11 protein-coding genes and 1 pseudogene are annotated in these 23,293 nt (G+C 64.2%); 5 read left to right on the forward strand and 7 right to left on the reverse strand.

The genetic code is table 11. The features are described 5' to 3' along the window. Positions 1–47: 47 nt before the first annotated feature. Positions 48–200: a hypothetical protein gene (locus tag DJ70_RS17370; RefSeq protein ID WP_179234011.1), complete on the forward strand. Its 153-nt coding sequence runs from the start codon at positions 48–50 to the stop codon at positions 198–200. A 65-nt stretch (positions 201–265) separates the two neighbouring features. On the opposite strand, the gene DJ70_RS08245 is transcribed toward DJ70_RS17370, so the two are convergent. The 4 genes from DJ70_RS08245 to DJ70_RS08260 all read right to left on the reverse strand — a co-directional run bounded on the left by DJ70_RS08245 (position 266) and on the right by DJ70_RS08260 (position 3,962). Beyond that, positions 266–1,417 (reverse strand): ABC transporter permease, encoded by a 1,152-nt coding sequence (locus tag DJ70_RS08245; protein ID WP_321169296.1) that lies wholly within the window; start codon positions 1,415–1,417, stop codon positions 266–268. A 77-nt stretch (positions 1,418–1,494) separates the two neighbouring features. Continuing rightward, positions 1,495–2,745 (reverse strand): ABC transporter permease, encoded by a 1,251-nt coding sequence (locus tag DJ70_RS08250; protein ID WP_179234012.1) that lies wholly within the window; start codon positions 2,743–2,745, stop codon positions 1,495–1,497. Then, a complete protein-coding gene (locus DJ70_RS08255; RefSeq protein WP_094531860.1) occupies positions 2,696–3,439 on the reverse strand; it encodes an ABC transporter ATP-binding protein in 744 nt (247 codons plus the stop codon). The genes DJ70_RS08250 and DJ70_RS08255 overlap by 50 nt, the downstream gene beginning before the upstream one ends. Then, positions 3,429–3,962, reverse strand: coding sequence for a metal-dependent hydrolase (locus tag DJ70_RS08260; RefSeq protein WP_094531862.1), 534 nt, complete (start codon positions 3,960–3,962; stop codon positions 3,429–3,431). The genes DJ70_RS08255 and DJ70_RS08260 overlap by 11 nt, the downstream gene beginning before the upstream one ends. 599 nt (positions 3,963–4,561) lie before the next feature. Here DJ70_RS08260 and DJ70_RS16830 point away from each other — a divergent pair. Further along, positions 4,562–4,789 carry a hypothetical protein gene (locus DJ70_RS16830; protein ID WP_143420981.1) on the forward strand — a complete coding sequence of 76 codons (228 nt, stop codon included), beginning with the start codon at positions 4,562–4,564 and terminating at the stop codon, positions 4,787–4,789. Between the two features lie 255 nt (positions 4,790–5,044). Here the strand turns inward: DJ70_RS16830 and DJ70_RS08265 are convergent. The 3 genes and pseudogenes from DJ70_RS08265 to DJ70_RS08275 all read right to left on the reverse strand — a co-directional run. Further along, a pseudogene (locus DJ70_RS08265) lies at positions 5,045–5,901 on the reverse strand (NAD-dependent epimerase/dehydratase family protein); the annotation flags it as partial. Positions 5,902–7,447: 1,546 nt separating this feature from the next. Beyond that, entirely contained in the window at positions 7,448–17,566 is a 10,119-nt protein-coding gene (locus tag DJ70_RS08270; RefSeq protein WP_094531864.1) for a PKD domain-containing protein, read from the reverse strand. A 281-nt stretch (positions 17,567–17,847) separates the two neighbouring features. Next, a complete protein-coding gene (locus DJ70_RS08275) occupies positions 17,848–20,109 on the reverse strand; it encodes a DUF4129 domain-containing protein (protein ID WP_094531866.1) in 2,262 nt (753 codons plus the stop codon). Between the two features lie 162 nt (positions 20,110–20,271). On the opposite strand from DJ70_RS08275, the gene DJ70_RS08280 reads away from it, so the two are divergent. From DJ70_RS08280 to DJ70_RS08290, 3 genes are read left to right on the forward strand one after another with little or no spacing between them, the layout of a single operon-like run. Next, on the forward strand, positions 20,272–21,696 hold the full coding sequence (locus tag DJ70_RS08280; RefSeq protein WP_094531868.1) for a DUF58 domain-containing protein: 1,425 nt from the start codon (positions 20,272–20,274) through the stop codon (positions 21,694–21,696). Continuing rightward, positions 21,696–22,193 carry a hypothetical protein gene (locus tag DJ70_RS08285; protein ID WP_094531870.1) on the forward strand — a complete coding sequence of 166 codons (498 nt, stop codon included), beginning with the start codon at positions 21,696–21,698 and terminating at the stop codon, positions 22,191–22,193. The genes DJ70_RS08280 and DJ70_RS08285 overlap by 1 nt, the downstream gene beginning before the upstream one ends. Before the next feature lie 4 nt (positions 22,194–22,197). Then, positions 22,198–23,208: a hypothetical protein gene (locus tag DJ70_RS08290; RefSeq protein ID WP_179234013.1), complete on the forward strand. Its 1,011-nt coding sequence runs from the start codon at positions 22,198–22,200 to the stop codon at positions 23,206–23,208. The last annotated feature ends 85 nt before the right edge of the window (positions 23,209–23,293 follow it).

Below are 23,293 nucleotides of genomic sequence, written 5' to 3' on the forward strand. Positions count from 1 at the left end.
GAGTTCCTATAAAAAGTTTGTTAAGAGATTCTGATAGAATCCTCTGTATGCCCCTCCCGCCGGCGTGTCCCAGATGTGGCGATACCGACATCGATATCGTCACCGTTCCCCCGACAGATCATGGGTACGAAGGGTGGGAGACAGCAATCGAGTGTGATGACTGTGACGAACGTGTCTTCGCCCGTGAACTTGATGAATAAAGTTTCTTGCTGCCATCGATGGAGTGGAGTCCGGCAACATCTTGGATACTAGTTGGACTGTCTCACTACCACTGTAGTCCCTCTTCTGGAGACAACAACGCGATCTGCCAGCCGGCTAGCAACGACCCAACCAGACTCATCGGAACCGCGATCGCGAGCCCAGCACCGAGTAACCACTGTGGCGTCCGGACCACGTCCTCAAAGCCGACGAGAGTAGCTGCAGCGAAATTAAGCAGTTCGACAAGCGGCAGCGTGGCGGCCACCCCGACGATACCCCCGAGAACGCCAAGTACCAACGCCTGTATGAGAACCACGCCGACGAGCGTCGAAGTCCGTGAGCCAAGCGCTTTGAGTGCCGCAAGCTCCTGTCGTTGTTGATATACCACCGACACCATGAGATTTGCCGTGAGCGTGAGCCCCGCAAGCACGCCGAGCACGACGAGACTCCCCCCACTTGCGAGCAAGACGGCCTGCCGTTCGAGCGTGGCTTCCAACTGCTCGCTGTTCGTTCGCACCGTATACTCGGGATACTCGGCTTCAATCGCGCTCGCAACGGTCTCCGGAGAGGCATCTGCGTGGAGACTCACCGTGATGAGCGAGGCCCGATCAGTTGCGGTGGTGCCCGTGACCTCTTGGAGCTCGCTCAGATGAAGCGTCACGGACGGCGTTCCAAGAAAGCGTGAAAACGTCGGCGAGACGCCGACGATCTCGAACTGGTTGGCTCGGGCTGCGGAGATCGTCCCGCCGACATAGATGGTATCTCCAACGCCGACATCAAGCAGCTCGGCAGTCCGCGGATCGATAATGATCTCGTGGGTCATCGGACCAGTGTAGGTCCCGTTCGCATAGTGGACGTCACCGTGTTCAAATTGTGTCCCGTTCGTGATCTCCACGGCAGGCCCGACGCCGGATCCGACCCCAACGATCGTCTCCCATTCGTCACCGGTCGGGCTCACATACACGGTTTGGTAGGCCATCGGCACCGCCGCCCTCACGTCCGCACGCGAGTCGATCGAGGCCGCAACCGAATGCGCATCGACGACAGTGTTCTCAAAGCCCCCAACAGTCCCCGGCGCAAGCTGGACTGGCCCACCAGTAACCCACAGGTCGCGGCCGGACGCATCGAACTGCTCTTGGCCGGTTTCGACGACGCCAAGCCCCACCCCGCCAAGCAGCGTGACTGACAACACCGCCAGCGCGATCCCGATGATCGCCAACAGCGTTCGGGTGCGGTGATGTCGCAACTGTGTCAGCCCAATACCGGTGACCGCTCGCAGGCGCGACACCCCACGCATTAGCTCAGCACCTCAAGGTGGTCGGTTCGCGCCGCGATCCAGGCAGGATACGGCGTTGCCAACACGCCGATCACGAGCGCGACACCGGGGCCGTACGCGAGCAAGCCGGGATGAAACGCCGCGATCTGGCTGACGGATCCGAAGACGGTCGCCCCGACGTTCAACGCCTTGAGGCCAGCCACCCCACCGAGTGTGCCCACGACCCCGCCAAGCCCGGCGATGGTAAGCGTCTGTGCGAACACGATGATCATCTGTGAAGACGTGGATAAGCCAAGCGCTCCTTGGACGGCGATCATCTCGCGGACGGCGATCGTCTCTAACCCGACGAGGGTCGCAACGAACAGCGTGCCGATCGCGACGGTCGCGATGAGGGCGGCGACGGCGACGGCAACCGGCAAACTAGATGTGGAGAGATCCTCTCCGCCGAGGCCTGCTCGCGTCAACACCTGCGTTTCCGGATACGCTGCCTCCAGTGTGGATTCGACGCTTGGATCGTTCGTACTGACGAGGATCTGATCAGCTGAATCTTGGCTTGCGGTGTTCGTCAGGCTCTGAAGCTCACTCGTGTGGACTACAATCAGTGGAACGGGACCTACGCCACCGGAGAGATCGCCGTCTGCGATGGCGGTCGTCGTGAATGTCTGATTCGGCTCTGCTCGGGCGGGACGGATGGTATCACCCTGCTCGACGCCCACGATCTCGGCGGCGGCACTACTCACGATCGCTTCACCGGTCCAGGGGCCAGTATACTCGCCGTCGGCGTAATGCGGATCTCCCGGCGTGAGTTGGTCGGTCGGCAGCCCCAACAGACGCTCGCCACTCTCCGGTGGAATCACGCCCGCCGCAAGGACGTACTCACGTGTCGATCCCGTGTCGATCTGGAGAATCTGGAGTTCAACCGGCGTGGCGAACGTCACTCGCTCATCAGCCTGGAGGCGTGCTGTCGTCTCATGGACGGCACCAAGTTGGGGGCCTTCCACGGAGACGGCGACACTGCTGACCGATCCGCCGTCGGGAACGATCCAGTAATCCACGTCATCACCTTGGATCGTCGATCCGCCAGCCAGATTGACGGCGACGCCAGTCACGCTGATCATCAACGCCACGGCGAGTGCCACGCCACAGACGCTCAACAGGAGTCGGCGGCTCTCACCGGTCCGCAGCCGGCCTACGGTCCGGGTGACACCCAGCCCGAAGAGACTACTGCGTTTGCCCATTTGTGAGTTTCCCGTCACGAAGTCGAAGTACACGATCCATTCGGTCGATCGCCATCGGGTCATGTGACGCGACAACCACTGCATGGTCGGTCGCGACATCCGCAAGGAGATCTAAGACCGCCTCGCTGGCTGTCGAATCGAGCTCCCCAGTCGGTTCGTCGGCGATCACGAGATCCGGATTCCCGCCAAGGGCTCGCGCGACAGCAACCCGCTGTTGTTCACCACCACTAAGTGCTGCTGGACGATGCGAGAGCCGATCGCCTAATCCGACGTCTTCGAGTAACGATCGGGCTCGACGTCGACGCGATCGTTTCCCTTTCCCTTGTTCTATCATCGGCAGCGCAACGTTTTGAAGCGCCGTCAACGACGGAAGGAGATGAAATCGCTGGAACACGATCCCGACGTGATCGCGTCTAATGGCGGTGCGTCCCCGCTCACCCATTGAGGTAGTATCGACACCAGTAATCTGTACGTGACCACTATCCGGCGTTTCAAGCGCAGCCAACAAATGAAGCAGCGTGGATTTCCCGCTACCGCTTGGTCCAGCCAATCCGACTAACTCACCGCGTTGAACCGCCATCGAAACGGCATCCACAGCCGTCACTGACGTTCCGGGCTGTCGTGAAAAGAGGCGTCCAGTACTGCCGCGTGCGTACGTTCGAACAACATCAGTACACTCGACGACGGGCGAGTCGTTCATCGAGGTCGTCTCTGCTTCACTGGACATACTCTGCGTACAAGTCCTTTATCCCTGGCATGCCGTCATACACCCACACCACAAGGCCCACGACGGTGAGGACACCGCCAAACACCACCATCGGTGTCGCTTCGAGAGTGAGAAAGAATTCGATGAAACTCCGGGGTTCACTCTCCGGGACGGAAGTCAGCGGCCAGAGCCAGTACCCGAGTCCGGCATACTCCTGTGTAAACGCTGGATGGATGCTATCCGCAACCAGATGCGAGAAGTACCCGATCGTGAACGCACCGACGAGTGTGCGCTGATCGGGATGTCGTATGAGTGTCCACAAGACGAGTACGATCAGCGCGAACGTGATCAGTGAGTGTGAGAGGCTCCGTCCGTACGGAAGCAGTGGGATCGTCCACGTCAGCGGCTTATCAATGAGATCGGGAAACAGTGTTCCCAATCCGAGCGCGAAGACGGCTAAGCCGATCGGCGGATGCCCGATCTTCCAGCGAGAATACACCGAGTAGATGAGATAGCCGAACGCAGCATGTCCCCACGGTAACATCTATCCTAAGTTAATCATGGGAAACATATAACACTATTGAAAGTAAATCTTCCGCAGGCGATCACGGAGTGGAAACTGTCATCGAGTCGGCGATCAACTCATTCACTGCTGAAAGGGTCTCAGAAGCTACATCTGATGACAGTCCGTCTGGCGAATACGTGGCGGCCTCGTATGCTTCGGTAATCTGCGCTAACCGTGCCGTGTCGATCTCAGTATCGGCACGTAACTGGCGATAGAACTCCCAGTGTGTCTGTGGCGTCGACAGTGAGTCATCAGATTGTAATCGTGACCGGACGGCTGCGTACGCGGATTGGACGGCCGTATTCGGGCGGCCAGCAGCTAGTGCTTCGTGGGCTGAATCCAGCGATATCTACGTGACTGTCTCCACCGGGTTATCAGATTCCGCTCCGCGCTGAGCAAGCCGTTGAGATTGGGGATCTCGCTGTCGTGTCGAATGGCGTTGTGACAGATTCTCTAAGAGAGCGAGGAAGCATTGACGGCGATCCAGGAGGATCTCCGGGCGGAGATCGAGGACCAACAGTCGTCAGGAGGCACAACGGGAGCCCCAGCACAAACAAACGGAACTCACGATGAAAGCGGTGACCGCCCACGAGGAAATCGCAGCGAACGACGACGCCGTCTCAGTCGAGAACGCGGAAGCGGAGTACGGTCTCCTCCGAGTCACCTCACTCGCCACGACCTTCGTGAGTGGGATCCAGGGCGGAGATATCGACGATCCTGCCCCGCGAGTGCTCCGATCAGTACCTCCAGCAGCAATTGTAGGAGCCGCTCGCCGCTCACAGGAAAGCAACACGACCGACGCCTGAGCCGGGACGGCAAGCGGCCGACGGAGACGAGTCCGAACACTGGATCGCCTCCGTCCCGAATCGCCGCGACTTCGTCTCGCACGTCGATCCTCAGTGGCCGTCTCCGCTTGATATCCGGTCTGACTGCCAAAATTTATACGAAGTGATTAATAAAGTTCGTTTGGAGGGAGAACAGCCACACGCTCCTTCCCTCCTCTCATTGCCGTTTCCTCGGAAGCGTCTCCGAACTCGGACGACGTGGCGGATGGGCCACTTGTACGGCTCGCAGACGCGGGCGACTCCGCTTCGAAGTCGATCGTCGGCCCCCAGCCCGTGGCCGCGTGTAGCTTCAAGTAATCGTCCATCGTGTCGTGGACGTACTCGTCGAGCAGGTTCACGACGTACTTCGGCTCGACATCGGTGCCAAGCTCATCGTTGATCAGATCGATCTTCTCGTTGAACGAGTAGCTCTCTTTGGTGCTGACGTTGTAGATGCTCTGGAGCTCGTGGTCGGCCGAGAGTTCATACCCCCGCACTAGCGTCGTCGACATGGGTGAAGTCGCGAATCTGGATGCCGCCACCGAACACCGCCAGACGCCCGCCATTGGCGATGGCGTCGGCGAACGGCGCGACGGTGTTCGCAAATTCGCCTTTGTGTTCTTCGGCGCCGCCGAACCCTTGGTACACGGAGAAAAAGCGCATGCCGGCGAGCGTCATGTCGTGGAGTACTCGGCGTAGCGCTTGCGGGCGAGCTTCGAGGCTTCGTACCTAGTCTGCGTCTCCACGACCATAAATTCGGAGGAGGGTTCGGTCCGGTCGCCGTAGATCGAGGAGGTGGTCGCGTACACGACGGTGTCATACCCGTCTTCCTGGGCTTGCTCGACCGTGTTGACGGAACCCCTCGAGCGTTGTGACGTGCGCCCCACTGTCGGATCCTCCTCGTACACCTTGTACGACGAGAAAGCCGCAAGGTGAAACAGGATGTCGACATCGGTCGGGAAGTTCCGGTCGAGAACGGAGGGCTCAACGAACTCGACGTTCCCACGCAGATTCTCGGGCGTTCCGAGATAGCGGTCGTCGATGGCGACGACTCCGTTCGCGTCGGTGAGATGGTTCGCGAGATTCGATCCAATGAAGCCGGCGCCACCCGTGACGAGAACGCATTGATCCTACATGCGAGTTCCTATTGGTAGATTAATAGAAGTGCTGCCGTTAGACGTGTCGAGTTCACGGAGACGCACGATGGGTCGTGGGCGTCTGCCCCGATGGTCACGGATCCGATCGCACGCGCCTGTCGGCCTATCGGTTGGCCCACTGAACGTGCTCACACGCCGGGCACCGCAGCCGTGTCTCCCACTCATCGCCGCGGTCGTGTTCCAAGGGCGGAATTTGTGAGACGCTCACGTCCGCGTGCCCGCATTCAGGACAACTCGTGGGAATGGGCACAGTGTGTGGATAACGTTAGCTATTTCACAAAAATCCTCCGACCACATCAGTATATTTTAATTATATAATACTCGTGAGAGGACGATGGGGCGGCGGTTCGGACTCCAACACACGCTTGCGGGGTCGATAGAAATCAAATATAAATTTTTACTGATACGACCGCATTCGACACGGCCGGCGCGAGGCTCGTCGTGAGCCCGCCTGGCCGCACGCCTGCTCGACCACGGGTGACCGTTCGCTTCGCCGAGGTCCCTCGAAAAGAACGGCCGACGTCGGTTACATGTGTCTCGTGGATGGTGATGTACTGGCGCCGATCCCACGGGACTCTCCGTTTCGATCAGCGCCGCCGACGTCGAGGAGCGATCTCATCGGTCGAAGCTGATTAGGGCACCCGGCGAATATACCGGAACGTATCCAGTGGCGGTCGACATTCACCCCGCCAGCCATCACCCGATGGCCCCGAACACTCGATCCACCACGGAATCTCCTCCAGTCGTGGCCTGTCGGAACGTTACCTGAACATTCACGCGTTCGGGCGGCGACGCCTTCTCTATCACCGATCCGCGAATGCTGAGACGGTCACCGCCGTGGCTGACGTCTCACCTAAGCGGCAGCGCGGAGGCCACTTTCTCAACGAACGAGCAAAGTGAGTAGGGAGGAGAAGAACCGCGTTCGTTTCGAGCGCAAATCCTTATACCGACGACCCGCTAATCGTGATATCGTTCTACACGGGCAAACGTTCCCCTGTAAAGGGTCACAGCAATCTTGCGAGGATTCAACTATGATGGTTTCTTGGATGGAACGGGCCACAGTCACCTGGCCTCAAGTTGGGAACGACGATCGCCAACGTGACACGACGTCCCTCTCCGTACCCACACGGGTCAGAGCGTGAGAACACCAACAATTAAATCGCCTCTGCTGGTCCGACCTGCCAGCAAACAAGCCACCATCGCCGCGGCGGTGTCATTGGTGAGCGGAACAATCGCCGGCCGGCAGCTCGGCGGACTCGACCCGAACAGCGTGCTTCGTTCCTGACGTTCTCACGCGTCACCAACCGGTGCCATGCTCTCACCTCGCCGGGAGAGAAACCGACGAGGACACGAACGGGACGCCGAGCCCGACCGCCATGGACACGGCGAGGGAAGCCGTGACGGGGTCGAGTAACTGCTCTCGGTCGTGAAGACGACGACCCCGAGAGGAACGCTCGAGGTAGCGTACCGGATCACCCACCCGTCAGCCGTCCTCGCGCCGGGCGAGGATCGCGACCGCGCCGAGCAGCGCGATGAGCGTCACGAGGGGACCGAATCCGGGCGTGGAGTCGTCGGTGGTGTCGTCGCCGCTGCCGTCGTCGGTGATTCCGTCGCCGCTGCCGTCGTCGGTCCCGCCGTCGGTTCCGTCGTCGATCCCGCCGCCATCCTGCTCGCCGTCCGCTACGTCGATCGTCGCGATCTCCGTGCTCGCGTCCTCGATCAGGAACGCTCCGGTCCCGTTGGTCACGTCCGTGACGGCGACCGAATACTGACCGGCCGCCGTCGGGGCGGTCCCGGAAACGGTCGTCGTGACGGCGATCGTGTCGTCAGTGACGTCCGATTCCGTGTACTCTATCGTCAGATCCTCTTCGGGGCCGTCTTGTGAATCGTCGTCGACGTCGAGGTCGAACGCCGCGAACCTCACGACTATCTCTCCGGACTCGGCCGTCGACGCGTTCTCGACGGTCACGGCCACCGTGTACTGCTTCGATTCGTTGGTCGTCGCGTTCGTCGGCGTCACCGACGACTGGGCGACGTCGACCGCCGGATCCGCCTCACTCCCGGTTCCGGTGTCGTCTCCGCCGCCGCTGCCGGTACCGCCGTCGCCGCCATCACCGCCGTCGGTCCGGTTGAGCGTGAGCTCGACCGTTTCCTCTTCGGTGACCGCTAGTCGGGTCTCGTTGGTTACCCCGTCGTCTTTGGCGACCACGCTCACGTCACCGACGAGCTCCAAGGGAGCCTCGCCGTCTCCGGTGAGATAGCCGCTCGCGTTCGTCACGTTCCGTCTACCGTCCTCGATGGCCGCGTCGCCGTTCCTGTGGCCGACGGCGACGTCGGCGTTCTCGATCGGGTCGCCGTTCTCGTCGACGACTCGGACGGTGACGTCGTACGCCTCGGGGACGGTTACCTCACCGACGTCCGCCGGCGGCACGACCTCGGCGATCGCGTAGAGGTCGGGGACGCCGTTCGACGTCACCGAGTCGTTCGTGTCCCCGAACCCGACGGCGTACGTGTCCTCCGCGGAGTCGACGGCGACGCTGAAGTTCCCGTTCGCGTCGACCGTGCCGTTGTACCGCTCGAGATCGTCGTCCGCGGTCTGGCGGTAGACGGCGACGGAGTCGTTCTCCAGCGAGGCTTCGCTCTCTGCGGTGAGGGTTCCGGTGACCTCGGGCCGGTTCAACTCGACGGTGACCTCTTTGTCGCCGTTCACGGTCACGTTCGTCGTGTCGTTGACGCCGCGGTGTTCCGCGTAGACGGCGACCTCGCCGACGAGTTCCAAGGGAGCCTCGTTCTGCCCAGTGAGATACCCGTTCTCGTTCGTCGCGTTCCGCTCGCCGTCCTCGATGGCGGCGTTTCCGTTCTCGTGGCCGACGGCGACGGTCGCGTCCTCGATCGGGTCGCCGCTGTTATCGATGACTCGGACGGTGACGTTGTGTGCCTCGGGGATGGTGACCTCACCGACGTCCTCAGATGGCGTGACCTCCTCGATCGCGTAGAGGTCGGGGACGCCGTTCGGTTCCGCCGAGCCGGTGTCCCCGAACGCGAGGGTGTACGTCGCGTCCGTGGAGTTGACGGCGACGCTGAAGTTCCCGTCCGCGTTGACTGTTCCGTTGTACGACTCGATGTCGCCGTCCGCGATCTGGCGGTAGACGAAGACGGAGTCGTTCTCCAGCGAGGCTCCGCTCTCGGCGGTGAGGGTTCCGGTGACGTTCGCGGTCGAGGTCTCCTCGCCGACGACGAACGTCGAGAAGTTCGTCGTGGTGGCCGCAAAGGAGATCGTATCGCCGGAGGTGTCGGTGACCTCGGTCGGCAGCCTCTCCGCCGAGGACTGGTCGTCCGGAACGCGGACCACGGTCAGCGAGGTCGGATCGTCGACGGCGGACGCCGAGACCGACCCACGGATGGTCGCCGTCTCGCCCTCGCCGAGCGACGGCGCGCCACGGACTCCGATGGATGCCGCCGGCGTAAAGTCGGCCACGTCGTCGTTGGCGTCGACGAACCGCGTCCGGATCGTCTCCGAGATCGACTCGCTCGGCGTGCCCCGTTCCGTGACGTTGACCGGCCGGCCTCCGAGGTCGGTTCGGGTGTCGAACGCGATCCCCCTGATGAAGTCGGTTCCGGTTCCGCTGAAGTTCGCCTCGCCGTTGCTGCCGATGGGTTCACTGACCACCGGCGGGACCCCGTCGGCGTCGTCGTCGCCGTCGTCGGCCGTCAGATCGATCCGGTCGGTCGCCTCGACCGTCTGAGTCGAGTTATCGTACAGCTGCGTTTCGATCGTCGCGTTCCCGGAGAGCGTTCCGGCGGGGATCGTGGTGTTCACGTTCCCTTCGACGGGGACGGCGTCGGAGCCGTTCAGCGCGACCGGCGTGGCGTTCCCGTCGGTCACGTTCACGAGTCGTATCGCGACGTCGCCGTCGTCGATGACTCCGGTCGCGTTGTGGCCCGTGCCGATCGTGAGCGGTTCGGTCGGATCGTACGTTCCGTCGCTCGGCGCGATGATCGCCGGCGCGGGTTCACTCCCGTCAGGCTGTTGATCGGGTTCCCTCTGTGTGATCAGCTCCGGATACTCGTTGGGCCGTGTCTGCCAGACTGTCCCGAACTCGAGGGCAGTCATATTGCTCTCGGCTGCCTCGCCGGACATCTGCGCCGTTGTCAGACCGGTCGCGTTGCTTGCTGATGTTGCTTGTCCGGTTGCTTGTTCGTCCCAGTAGGAGTCATCTACCTGATTGCCGTATACGTCGGAATACGCTCCGATAAGGCCGCCTACGTCAGAATCTCCAGTCACGCTCCCCGTCGCAAACGTATCTGTGATCGTATTCGGTCCGCTATCTCCGATCAACCCACCTACCGCCTCGGAGCCACTGACGACTCCAGTCGCCGAAGCATTCTCGATCGGACCGTGGTTTTCACCAACGAGTCCACCCACGTTAGTTGATCCGTTGACGGTCCCTGACGCAGCCGCGATCGCAACTTCTCCATCGTTCTCTCCAATGAGTCCGCCAACCGTATCTGTCCCGTCGACACTCCCCGACGCGGTGGCGTTCATGACCGTGGGGTCCTGATCGGTGACTCCGACGAGTCCACCCACGCTCTCGGAACCGGTGACAGCACCGGTCGCCGTGGCATGCTCAATGGTGCTATTCTCGGACTCTCCGTAGTACCTTCCGACGAGACCGCCGACCCGAGTAGATCCGTTGACAGTTCCGATAGAAACCACGTTCTCAAGTCTTATATCACTATGTCCGGCAAGACCACCCACTCCATCAGTGCCGTTGACACTCCCTGACCAAGCGGCCCTCTTGATCGTTCCGCCGGAAGCGCTTCCGGCGAGTCCGCCTACATCGTCTGTTCCAGCGACAGTCATTGATACGTTGACGTTTTCGATCGTTTCCCAGCTTTCTCCAACGAGTCCACCCACGTCGTTCGTACCGGAAACCGTCCCTGCTGCCGTGGCGTTCGTTACTACGCCATCGGAACTGTATCCTGCCAGTCCGCCTACTTCCACGGAGCCAGTGATCTCTCCAGCCACCGTGACATTCTTGATCTCTCCTCTGTTGAACCCGACGAACCCACCGACCACATCGTAGCCAGTAACATCAACATTTGTGAGACTAACATCGGTGATCGTGCCCTCGCTTCCTGCGAAGAGACCGATATAACTCCGAGAGGAACGATTTATTGCCAGCCCGGAGATCGTGTGGTTGTCGCCGTCAAGTGATCCAGTAAACGGTGACGGCGTACTTTCGTTATACGGGTTTCCACCGACAGGATCGAACCCGGATCCATCGTCCCATGCGCTCGTCTCAGACGCGTTGATGTCGCTCACGAGCGTGTAGTTCGCGGAGAGATCGTCCTCCATCGCCTGGAGTTCGGAGGCGTTCGAGATCTCATACGGGTCGTCTTGGGTGCCGGTGCCCGCGAGATCGCCCGGATCGATGTCGACCTCTTGAGAGCCGTCCTCTCCGTCGTCCGGTCCTCCGGCAGAGTCACCGATCCGGAGGGTTTCGTCGATCAGCGTGATGAACTGCTCGTCGGAGCCCTCGGTCGGCCGAACGAGGAATCCGTGAAGGTAACTACCGTTCTGGATCCCGCCGGCGTCGAACGTCGCGGTGAAGTTGCTCGCCGCGTCGGAGTTGTCGACCGATCGGTTCAGGATCACGGAGTCAGGTGAGGTAGCGACGACGTACTCGACGTCCCACGACGAGTTGACATCGCTTTCACGATCGATCGAGACCGCTATCGTGCCCTCGGTCGAGTTCTGTCGTAGCCCATCCGCGGTTCCGGGGCCGCCGTCGTAGCCGATACCGCGGATCCGAGACTCGGTTCCGGCGAGTATCGAGGTGTCGGACGGTTGAGTCGTGTTCTCGTCGAGCAGCTGGACGGCGTAGGGATCGAACACGCTCGAGCCGAGGCGATACGGATCGAACAGCCCCCGGTTCCCGGAGACCGTGGCCGGGATGGTGGCGTTGCTTCCGTTCGCGAGCCGAACCCTGAGCGTCGGCCCCCGGTCCGCGAGCGGGTCGGTGTATCCGATCGTACCGTTGGGCTGATAGACCTCGAACGCGACACCAGTGACGTTGTACGTGCCGACGCCGGGTTCCGGTTCGATGACCACCGACTCGTTCTGATCCGTGTCGGTCTGGACGACGCGGAACGCACGGGAGTTCGCGTCACCGATCGTGACTCCGTCCGAGCCCGAACCGGACACGGCGACCGCGATCTTCTCGGCGTACACGCGGGATCCGTCCCGTGCGAAACTCGACGTGCCACCGTCCGGCACGAATTCGATCGCCACTTCGGAGGGTCCGCCGTCCTCCGGGGCATCGGTTACGTCGATCGTGTCGATAGTGACGTTCGCGTCTTCAATCAGGTACTCAGTCTCATCACCGCTCGACTCACGACGGAGGTCGGTGACGGTGACGTTGCGGACGCCGGTCGTCGCCGGCGCGGTGGCAGACACGTTCTCTGACACCGTGAGGGTACCGCCGGTCACGTTGTCCGCGGTGTACTCGATCGTCAGGTCGGTCTCGTCCCCGGTGAGATCGAAGTCCTCGAATCGGACGTCGACCTCGCCGGCATCGTCGTTTAAGGAAGTGTTATCGATCCTGACCGTGACGTCGAACGTCGTCTGCTCGCCGCTGGTGACGCTGTTCGGCGAAACGGACGAGGCCGTCATGTTTACCGCCGGGGCCGGCCCATCGTCGGTCGACGTCGCCGCTTCGCCGACGACGAACGTCGAGAAGTTCGTCGTGGTGGCCGCAAAGGAGATCGTTCCGCCGGAGGTGTCGATGACATCGGTCGGCAGGCCCTCCGCCGAGGACTGATCGTCCGGAACGCGGACGACGGTCAGCGCCGCGGGATCCTCGATGGCGGCCGCCGGGACCGACCCCCGGAGCGTCGCCGTCTCGCTCCCGTCGAGCGACGGGGCGCTACGAACGTCTATGGATATCACCGAGGTAAATCCGGTCACGCTGTCGTTGGCGTCGACGAACTCCGTCTGGATCGTTTCCAAGGTCGACGCATTCTGATTCGGCGGATCCCGTTCCGTGACGTTGATCAGCCCCTGAACGCCGGTATCGGTGGTGAACGAGATCTGCTCGATGTATCTGGTCTCGGTGAACGTCGTCTCGTTGTTCTCGATGAGGCTGCTGATCACCGACGGACCGCCGTCACCGCCTTCAGTGACGGTGATCGTGACCGTCGCCGTGTCGTTCAGCGTCCCGTCGGTGGCGTTGTAGGTGAACGAGTCCGTGCCGGTGAAGCCCTGCTTCGGCGTGTACTCGAAGCTTCCGTTGGCGTCGAGCGAGAGCGTTCCGTCCGCCGGGCCGCTCGCGAGCGTCGCGTTGAGCACGTCGTTGTTCGGGTCCGAGTCGTTCCCCAGTACGCCCGGTTCCGTGATACGTAGCGTCTCGTTCTCGGGCGTGGTGTACGTGTCATTGACCGCCGTCGGTGGCTGGTTCGCCCCGCCCACGTCGACCGTGATCGACGTCGTGTTCGTGTTGCCGGCGCTGTCGGAGACGGTGAGCTCGACCGTGTACGTCCCGGCCGACGCGAACGTGTAGGTGGCCGTTTCGGTGTTTATGAAGGCTTTTCGCGCCTCGTCGGTGCCGTCCGAATCGAAGTCCCACCGGTGCCTGCTGGGTCCTCTGAAGTTGTCGTCGGTGGAGCCGCTCGCGTTGAACCGGACGGTCTCGCCCGGCGTGATCGCGGTCCGGTTGGCGGTCACCCTCGCCGTCGGCGGTTGCGTGTCCAGTCCCAGCGGGAACTCCGTCCTGGTCGAGTTCGTTTCCCCGGCGTCGTTCGTGGCCGTGACCCGAAGGTACTCGGAGCTGTCTCTCGTCTTGCTCGCGTTCACGGTGAAGATGCCGGCGTAGACGCCCTCGACGTTCGTCTCCGATAGACTCACCGTGCCGGCCCCGAACCCGCTGGCGTCGGTCGTCACGGATGTGATGGGACTGTCTTGCGGGTCGCTGACGTTGACACTCACTTCGACCACGTCGTCGTCCCGAACGACGCTTCTCAGGTCGTCACGCGCCACGGCACTCGCGTCGTTCAACACGGGTGCGGTGTCGCCGACGGACGTGACGTCGAGACTCCCCGCTGTAGCGTTGCTGTCGGTGGCGATCTCAACCGTGTAATCACCGGCGGAGGGTGCCTCGAGACTGAAGCTGACCGTCTCGTTTTCGCCGGGTCCGAGCGTCGATGTCGTCGCTCGGCGCTGGTCCACTATGCCGGAGCTGTCGGTAATGGCGAGTGTCGGCGTGTACGACGACGGGACCGTACCGATGTTTTCGACGGTGACGTCGATCGGTACCGCCGCGGTTTCCTCGACGGTCGCGGTCGAGCCCTGGGTGGCGATATCGAGACCAGAGAGATTCGCCGGAACGTCGCGTTCATCAACTACGACGCTTGTCGGCACCGAGTCGTTTTCGCTGGAAACTATCGCCGCGTACGGGCTCGCATCGCCGATATCGGTAGGCCACTCCAACGAGACGGTCTCGGTTTCACCGCTCTCGAGCGAAACCGTCGTCGAGTCGCGCTGTGTGTTCCCCACCGACAGACCAATCGATTGGGTATCGGACCGTTCACCGGTGTTGTTGATCGTCGCCGTAACCGATAGCGTCTCCCCCTCCGTCACGGGTTCGTTCGTCGAATCAATCCGGACGTCGAAGAACGGAACCGGCTCGGTCTCGGGGACGGCGTCCACGAACGAGGTCTCGCCCTCGCTGATCGCTGCCACCGCGGTCGTCGTCTCGTAACCGTTCTTCTCGACGGTGATGCTGTGGTGTGTCGCGGGGAGGCTGATATATGACGTTTGACCGTTTCCGTCCGTCGTTTCGGTCGTCACCACGCCGCTCCGGTTTCGAACCTCGACCGTCGCATCGGCGATCGCCGATCCCTCGTTGTCTTCGACGGTCAGTAGAACGTTTCCGCTTCCGGGATCGGCGTCCGTCGAGTCGAGCTGGAAGTCGGCCGTTTCGGTCGCGTTCTCCTCGACGCTGAGTTCCTGGAAGTCGGCCTCGTATCCCGCCGGATCGACGGTCACGTTGTACGTCGAATCGTCCGCTGCGACGTCGGTCAGCTCGTACGTTCCGCTCGAGTCCGTGGTCGTCCCGCCGTGTTTCACGTCCTCACGGTACACGATAACGGTCGCGTTGGCGACTGGGTCGCCGCTCGCGTTCGTCACGGCCCCGGTGATGTTTCCGGTCTTCCGCTCGGAGATCGAGACGTCGTTCGTGGCAGAGAGCGTGCCTCCGTCGTCGTCGACGAGCGTCACTGTGGCGGTGTAGACGCCAGTTTCGGTGTACGTGTAGCTTGGCCGCGGATCCGAGGTGGTCTCTTCTATCGATCCGTCTCCGTCGAAGTCCCATTGGTACTCGACGATCTCGCCGTCCGGATCTTCAAAGTTCTGCGCGATGAATGGAACAGTATCTCCGACCCAATTTTCACAGGTTCGGCCGAACCCACGATTACAGGTGAACGAGAGCCCGCTGTTCGCTTCTCCGGTCGGCGGGAGGTTCTCTTGGACGGACAATGACTCGCTCGCCGTCCCGTTAGTGTCGTCGTCGCCGACCACGATGACCGTCGGCGAGACGTCACCCGTCGTCGGGTAAGTGTGGTTCGTGGTGGCGGAGGCGGTGGTCTCGTCGACGACGCCGTCGCCGTCGAAGTCCCACCGGTATTCGTCGATCGTTCCGTACGCGAACGTGGAGTTCGACGCGTTGAGCGTCGTGTTCGCGTCGATCGACGTCGGCGTCGGCGACACGGCTAGCTTGGCGATCGGCTGCTCGCTGACGTTCACGGACAGCGTCGTCTCGTCGGTGTCGTCACCGTCGTCGACGACAGTCACCGTCGGATCGAAGTCACCGGTCTGCGCGTACGCGTGGGTGTACGTCGGCGACGTCGTGTTCCGTTCCGGAGAGTCGTCACCGTCGACGTCCCACCGGTACTCGACGATCTCGCCGTCTGTATCTGTGGAGCCCGAGGCGTCGAACGTCACCGCCTCGTTCGGGGCCAGAGACGTCGAAGAGATCGTCGCGTCCGCCGTCGGCAGCGTGTTGTTCGCGAGCGGTGCGACGGTTCCACCGGCCGAGGTCGTGCCACCCGAAACGACGTCGGCGTCGGTGTCGACACTGCTGTCGCCCGGCTGCGCCCACGAGCCGTCGTACTGCCACAACCGAAGGGTGGACTCGTCGACGGTCGAGACGGCGTCGGCGTCGTCCCTGTACTTCATCCGGATCTCGCCGATCCCGTCCGCGTCGTCGACGTCGAGATAGATCCCGATGTCCTGCCGCTCCTCGGGGAGGGTGGACGGCTTCCGTCCGTCGTCGATCGCGTATCCCGTCCCGTAGACGGTGACCCACGACGCGCCGCTTCCTAGATCGGTCCGGATGGCCTGTACCGACGTCTCGACGTCGATCGCGTAGCCGTCGTTGAACAGGATACTGTTGTTCTCGACCGTCGGCGTCGACGCATCACTGGTGACGTACAACCCTCGTCCGTCGCCCGACTCGATCCTGTTCTCGACGATCATGGTTTCCGTTCCCTGATCTCTCACGCCGGCGGCGGAGCCGTCGTCCGCGATTCCGGCGTCCCGGACGGTGTTGTCCGTCACGTTCGCGTTCGAGACGTCGCCGACGAGGATGCCGTTTCCGCCGCTTGCGGTCAGGGTGTTGTCGACGACCGTCGTGTCGTCGTCCCGCACGGTCACGGCCTCGTCCGCGGCCCCACGAACGAGGTTCGTGCCGAGCTCGTTCCCCGTGCCGGTCCACACGACGATCCCGTTGGACAGCTCCGGGAGGTCGCTGACGCCGCCGAACCCGTTTCCGAGTAGATCGTTGTCGAAGATCCGGTTGTCGTTGCTCGCATCTCCATCGAACTCGCCGATCTGAATGCCGACGTCCGAGTTCCTGTTTCCGAGTGCCGCCCCGCTGATCTCGTTTCTCGTGACGTTGTTGTCGTCGGCGTTGGAGAGCGCGATCCCGCTTCCGGTCGGCGAGGAGACCGTGTTGTCGACGACGAGATTAGAGGAGGAATCCTGGATCACGATACCGTCATCGCGGGGCCCGTCTCCGGGGTTGTACAGACCGTTGTCACGGATCTCGTTGTTCCCCCCGCCGCTGACGACGATCGCGGTGCCGCCGGTCGACGGCACGCCACGCCCTGCTCCCGGAAGCGTTTCCACGACGACGTTCTCGATCCGCCCGTCGCTGACGCCAGCGAAATCGACCGCCGTCCCGACCTCTCTCGTCCTGAGATCCTTCACCACGACGTCGTCAGCACTCACGCTGACCGCCGTCGCGCTGTACGTGCCGTCTCTGATCTCGTTGTCGTTGCCGTCGAACGTGACCCCTGAGGCAGTGATGCTGATACAGGTGCCGCCGGTCGCCGAGATGTTGTCCACGGCGAGTTGATACGTCCCTCCTTCATCGATCGTCCGGCACTCCTCGACCGCCGACTGTGCCGGGTCCGTCGCTCCATCGTTGGCTGACACCGGCTCCACGGCACCCCCGGCAGTGAAGCCGGCACCGACCATCGAGACGAGCATCAGCAGCGACAGGAAGACCGCTCGCGCGGCCACCTTGCTGTCTCTCTCCGTCATCGGTCACCCCGCCCCGCTCTGAACGGTCTTGACAGTCAACTTCTCGCATACGACACCGCATCCCTCCCCCGAATATGGCATACTACACTACAAAAACACATTTTGTATAAATTTTTTCCCGATAGCCAGACCGCCGGTAATCACTCTCGTCTGGCCTCGAAGCGGGATCCTACCGATCTCATCGGCGTGTACCGACTCGAGATCTGAAACTATCCACGGGCCGGCGCGGCGCGTCGGCTGCCCGTGCGATCGAAACGGGAAGGGCGTCGCCGGTGGAGCCGTCAGCGCTCCTCGCGATCCGCCGACGGCGTCCTCGAATCGAGCACGTCGTCGCCCGCGTCGACGGCGTCGTCGGCCGTCCGTGACGGAACCTCGTGCGGGGCGAACTCCGCCCGCTCGTACGCCTCCGTGACCGTCTCGAGTCCCGCCGCGTCCACCTCGTCGTCGTCGCGCCAGCGCCGGTAGAACTCCCAGTGCGTCTCCGAGGAGGCGTCCTCCGCCGATCGACCGAGCCTCGAGCGGACCACCGCGTAGACGATCCGGGCCGTCTCGTCCGGGCGGCCGGCGGCCAGTTCCGCTCGTGCGCGAGAGAGCGGTGACCGGTCGGGATCGGTGGCCACACCGCTCGGCGTCCTCGGCCCGTCGGCGACCTCGCCGACCACGGACGACGCGCCCGCGGCTTCGGCCGCCCCGTCCGGACCCGACCCGGCGTCTCCGAGATCGGTACCGAGGACTCGCCGCCGGACCCGCCGAAGTCGTTCCGGACGGCGACGCCGAACGACGAGGTACGCACCCAGCCCGAGCAGCGTCGCGACGATTCCCGCGACGACGCCGTCGCCGACGGCCGAATCGCTCGCCACGACGGCGTCCGGACGCGGTATGGCGGCGTCCGGCCGCGGCACGAGCGTTCGCGCTTCCGCGGTGCTTCCGGCGAGGTTCGTTCCGGCCCCCTCGTAGCTCGCGGTGACCGGAAGCTCGTCGCCCGGTCCGGCGGACGCCGGTACGTCCACCGTGGTTCGGTACGTGCCGTCGGCCCCCGTCTCCACGGTTCCGAGGACGGCCCCGCCGATGGAGAGCACGACCGGTCGTCCCGCGAGTCCCCGTCCTCCCTCGCTCGCGGCCGCTTCCGCGGCGACCAGACGCCCGGACAGGTCCACCTCGTCCGCTCGGTCGCCTTCGCCGTCGCCGCCTCCGTCGATCGCCGCGGCGACCGAGAGCGCCGTCGGCGTCTCGCGGACCGACAGCGACGCCGTCTCTGCCGACCGTGCGATCGCCGCGTCCCGCCGATCGATCGCCACCCGAAGCTCGTTTTCTCCCGTCGGGACGGTCGCCGGCAACGTTCCGGCCAGCTCGACGCCGCCGTTCGGACCCGTCTCCCCGGTCGCGAGCCGCCGTCCTCCGACGCCGAGCACGACCGGGATCCCGTCGAGGCTTCCCGTGTCGACGCCGGCGACCCGCACGGCCCCCGTCGCACGAACCGGTTCGTCGAACGCGGCCGTCGAGCTCGTGTTCTCAAGATCGACCGACGTCCCCGCCTGCTCGGCGATCGACACGGCGATCGTGTCGGTCGCGGGCAGGTACGGATCGGTCGGCTCGGGCTCGTACGCCACGGCGACCGTCGACGCGTTCATCGCCGCGAGGAGCGGCCGGTACGTCGCCGTGAAGGACCCGTTTTGCCCCGTCTCGGTGGTGACGATGTCGTCGCCTAGCTGGATGCGGATCGTTCCGTTCTCGATTGGCGTGCCGTCCGCCGTCGTCAATCGACCCGAGATCCCGGCCGGGTCGCTCGCGGAGATCCGCGTTCGGTTCGTCTCCGCGACGAGCCGCGTCTCGGTGAACTCCCGGCTCTGGATCGCCACGGTCGCCTCGCCGGTCGTCCGCCGGATCTCCTCGATCGCGACGGTGGCCTCGCTGAGCTCGATGCCGGTCTCGTTTTCGAGCACCGTGTACCGTTCCTCGAGGTCGGCGGTCGTTCGGGTGACCTTCTCGGCCTGCTCGAGCAGGTCGCGCGCGAGCTCGCGGGCGCGCTCGTCGTCGCCGTTCTCGACCGCGCGCTGGTACTCGGTCGCGAGCGTCTCCGTCTCGCGAAGCGTCTCCGCCAGGGACGCCTGCTCCTCGCGGGTCAGATCGAACCGGGTCGCGAGCTCCTCCTCGTCGAGGTCGCGAGCGACGGTCGCGTACCTCGCGAGCTCCTCGTCGTATCCTTCGTCGAGGAGGACCTGCCCGCGCTCTAGGTCCTGTTCGCTGATCGCGACCGCGCTCTCGGCCAGTCGCGTCCCGAGTCGCGACGCGAGATGCTCCGCGACACGCTGGGAGTCTCCCTCCTGTCGGACCTCCTCGGGGTTCTGGTGGGGAGGGAGGGTCGTGTTGGCGGCCGTTCCGTTGGTGACCGTTCCGTCGGCGGTCGTCCCGTTTCCGGTCGCTCCGCTGCCCGTTTGTAGAGCCGGATCGGGCGAGGACGCCGCACCGACGCCCCCGACGACGGCACTGACGACGAGGATCGCCGCGAGTACCCCGACGAGACCCTGATAGCGCGTCGACACGTCCGCCCTCTATGCTCCCCGAGCATAAATGATACGAGGGACCGTCTCGAACGCGAGCGTCGTCGGTCCCCGTCGCAAACGAGTAACCGTGCGGCGATCGAGTGACGTTCCGCTCCTGCTCGGAAGCCAACGTTCAAGGGATGCCGCCCCCAGACGCAGCCAATGGAGGTTACGAGCCGTTGGTGGGCGACCGCCGGCGCCGGGCTCGTACTCGTCGCGATCGGGATCGTCGCCGAGCGACCGATCCTCCTCGTCGCGGCGGCGGGGGTCGGGTCCTGGCTCGTCGGTGTCGCCGTCGCGACGAGCCGCGTGTTCGCTCGAGTCGCGGATCGGATCGCGATCGATCACGCCGTCTCCACCACGGACACCTTCGTCGAACGAGACGTCTCCGTCACGCTCGCGGTTCGTCGCTCGTCTACGACGATGCCGGTTCCGCTGTCGGTGCGAGCCGGCGTTCCGGTGGGTGCCGACCGCGGCACGGCGGATGGCGCGGTGAGCCTCGGGTCGGACGACACGGAGGGCGACGCCGAATTCGACGTGTCGTTTCCCGTCGCCGGACGGTTCTCCTTTCCCACGCCGACCGTCCGGATGAGCGACCCGACGGGACTGTATCGGGCGACGTTCGACCGCGGCCCGAGGCCGACCGTCACGGTGCGCTCGCAGCCGCTCGACGTTCACGTCGGACGAGGTGGCGAGGCGATCCGAAACGCGTACGGCGACCACGAGTCCGATCGACCCGGTCCGGGGGTGACGACCCAGGAGATCAGACGGTACGTCCCCGGCGACGACCTCCGTCGGATCGACTGGAAGGCGACTGCCCGCTTGGCCGACGTCTACGTCCGCGAGACGCAGGGCGAGACCGACCGCCGAACGTCGCTGATCGTCGACCACCGCGGCCGGATGTCGGCCGGCGCGACGAACGAGACGATGCTGGATCACGCCCGCGAGGTCGCGATCGGGGTCGTCCGGACCGCCGCCGACCGTCGAGATCCGCTCGCACTCGAGACGGTCGGCGACGGGGGCGTCACCGGAACGGTCCGGTCGAGCACGACGACGCGGGCGTACGCTCTCGCCGAGTCGACCCTGTACGATCTCGAACCCACGGCCGGCGCTGTCGGTTCCGACGCTCGGTCCCCGTCCCGCGCCAAGGAGATCGCCGGTCGGATCGCGGGCGACGACGACTTCGCCCGCGTGCTCGACGCGTACGTCGGCGACCCGATCCAGTACGTCAGGCGGATCCGTGACGACCCACTCCTCGGGAGCGTTCGGCGGGTTCTGAGCCGAAACGAGGAACTCGGCCTGACCGTGATCGTGACGAGCGACGACGAGCCGGTCAGGCTTCGAGAGGCGATAACGACGGTCGTCGGCGGCGGCGGACGGGTACTGGTCTTTATCACCCCGCGCTGTCTGTTCGAGTCGACGGACCTGGCGGCTCTCAACGACGTGTACGACCGCTATCTCGAGTTCGAACGGTTCCGTCGAGATCTGGACGCCCATCCGAGAGTTACCGCACTGGAGATCGCCCCCGAGAGCCGTATCGACGCGGTTCTGGCACACCGTCGGGACGCTCCGACGGCGGTCCGCTGATGGCGTCGCGATCGACGACCCCGCCGCCGGCCCTCGTGACGACGGTCAGGTCACACCTCGCGCGCGACCCGTTCAGCCTCGGCGGGCTGCTCGTCGTCTTCGGCGTGGTGGCAACCGTCGGGACCCTTCGAGAGATCCTGCTGGCGGCCGCCCTCCTCTGTGGCGCGCTCCTTCTCCCGTCAACGCTCGCGTTCGTCGTCGCCCAGCTCGCGCTGGTCCCGCCGATGACGCTCGAGCTGTCGGTCGCTTTCGGGCTCACGCAGCTGGCGCTCCTCGCCGTGCTCACCGAACCCGCGAGAGAGGGCTCCGCTCCGCTCGCGATCCTCGGAACGCTCGCCGCGTACGTCGGCTTGGCCGGACTCGTTGCGATCGGTCTGCGTGAGGGACTCCTCGTGGCGGGCGGACTGCTCTGTCTGGCGGTCGCGCTCGGCGTGTACATCGCCCGACGGGTGACGCTCGTCCGGCTCGGCGTGGTGGACACGGAGCCGAAAGAGTAAACCCGTGACCCTCGAAACCAGGCGCGACGGAATGGACGGCTCCGAGAAGCCGGGATCGGGCCCGGAGACCGAGACGACGCGAGGGGGTCACGCGGCGTCACCCGACGCCGACTCGCGTGACGCTGCCGACCGACAGGTTCGCCTCGCGGTACTCGAAGCGGAGAACCGCCAGCTCCGTGAGGAGTACGCACGAGCGCGCCAGTCGACGTATCGCCGGACCGCGATCGGACTGGTCGCCGTCGGACTCGTCGCGCTCGTCGGCGGGCTCGGCTTTCCCGACGCCCGGACCGTGCTGTTCGCGCTCGGCGGGACCGGCGTCTTCGCCGGCGTGCTCACCGCCGTTCTCACCCCCGAGCGGTTCATCTCGGCTCGCGTCGGTGCCCGCGTACTCCGGGCGCTCCGGGCCGATCGGGAGGCCATGATCGACGAACTCGGCCTCCGCGGGAACCCGGTGTACGTGCCGGCGGACGGCGTTCGACTGTTCGTTCCGCGACGCCAGAACCGCCCGCTTCCCGGTGCTGCCGATCTGACCGATATGTTCGTGGTTCCGGCCGATGCCGACCGGGGCGGGGTGTCGTTCCACCCGACGGGCGAACCGCTGTTCGAGGAGCTCGAGACGGTACACGATCGCCCGATCGACGCGACACCACGGACGACCGCGTCGGTGGTCGCCGACGCGCTCGTCGAGATCTTCGAGCTCGCCGACGGTACGGCGTACGACGTCGATTCCGAGACGAACCGCGTCACGTTCGAGATCGACGGCACGGGGCTCGGCGATCCGACGGGCATGGACCATCCCGTCCCCTCCCTGATCGCCGTGGCGCTCGTCCGCACCCTCGAAACACCCGTTCGGGTCGAGATAACCGGCGACGACCCGCTGACGGTCACGTGTCGATACGATCCGCGGTCGGACGCGGCGACCGCGGAGGCGACGGCGGACGCGGCACCGGACGACGTGGATGGAGACGACGCAGACGCGGATGAGGCGGTGAACGGCTCGGAAACGACGGTGTAGTGCCGGATTCGAGCGTCAGGCGTTCCCGCACGTGACCGTCAGCAAGGCGTCGGCGATCCCCTCTCGTCGTCCGTTCTCCCGTCAG

It is taken from the genome of Halorubrum halodurans, from assembly GCF_002252985.1.
GTDB lineage: Archaea > Halobacteriota > Halobacteria > Halobacteriales > Haloferacaceae > Halorubrum > Halorubrum halodurans.

Coding starts and splice junctions, on each gene's coding strand:
- DJ70_RS08260 (WP_094531862.1), bottom strand. CDS start 3,962: ATGTTACCGTGGGGACATGCTGCGTTCGGCTATCTCATCTACTCGGTG.
- DJ70_RS08280 (WP_094531868.1), top strand. CDS start 20,272: ATGGAGGTTACGAGCCGTTGGTGGGCGACCGCCGGCGCCGGGCTCGTA.
- DJ70_RS08255 (WP_094531860.1), bottom strand. CDS start 3,439: ATGTCCAGTGAAGCAGAGACGACCTCGATGAACGACTCGCCCGTCGTC.
- DJ70_RS17370 (WP_179234011.1), top strand. CDS start 48: ATGCCCCTCCCGCCGGCGTGTCCCAGATGTGGCGATACCGACATCGAT.
- DJ70_RS08270 (WP_094531864.1), bottom strand. CDS start 17,566: ATGACGGAGAGAGACAGCAAGGTGGCCGCGCGAGCGGTCTTCCTGTCG.
- DJ70_RS08285 (WP_094531870.1), top strand. CDS start 21,696: ATGGCGTCGCGATCGACGACCCCGCCGCCGGCCCTCGTGACGACGGTC.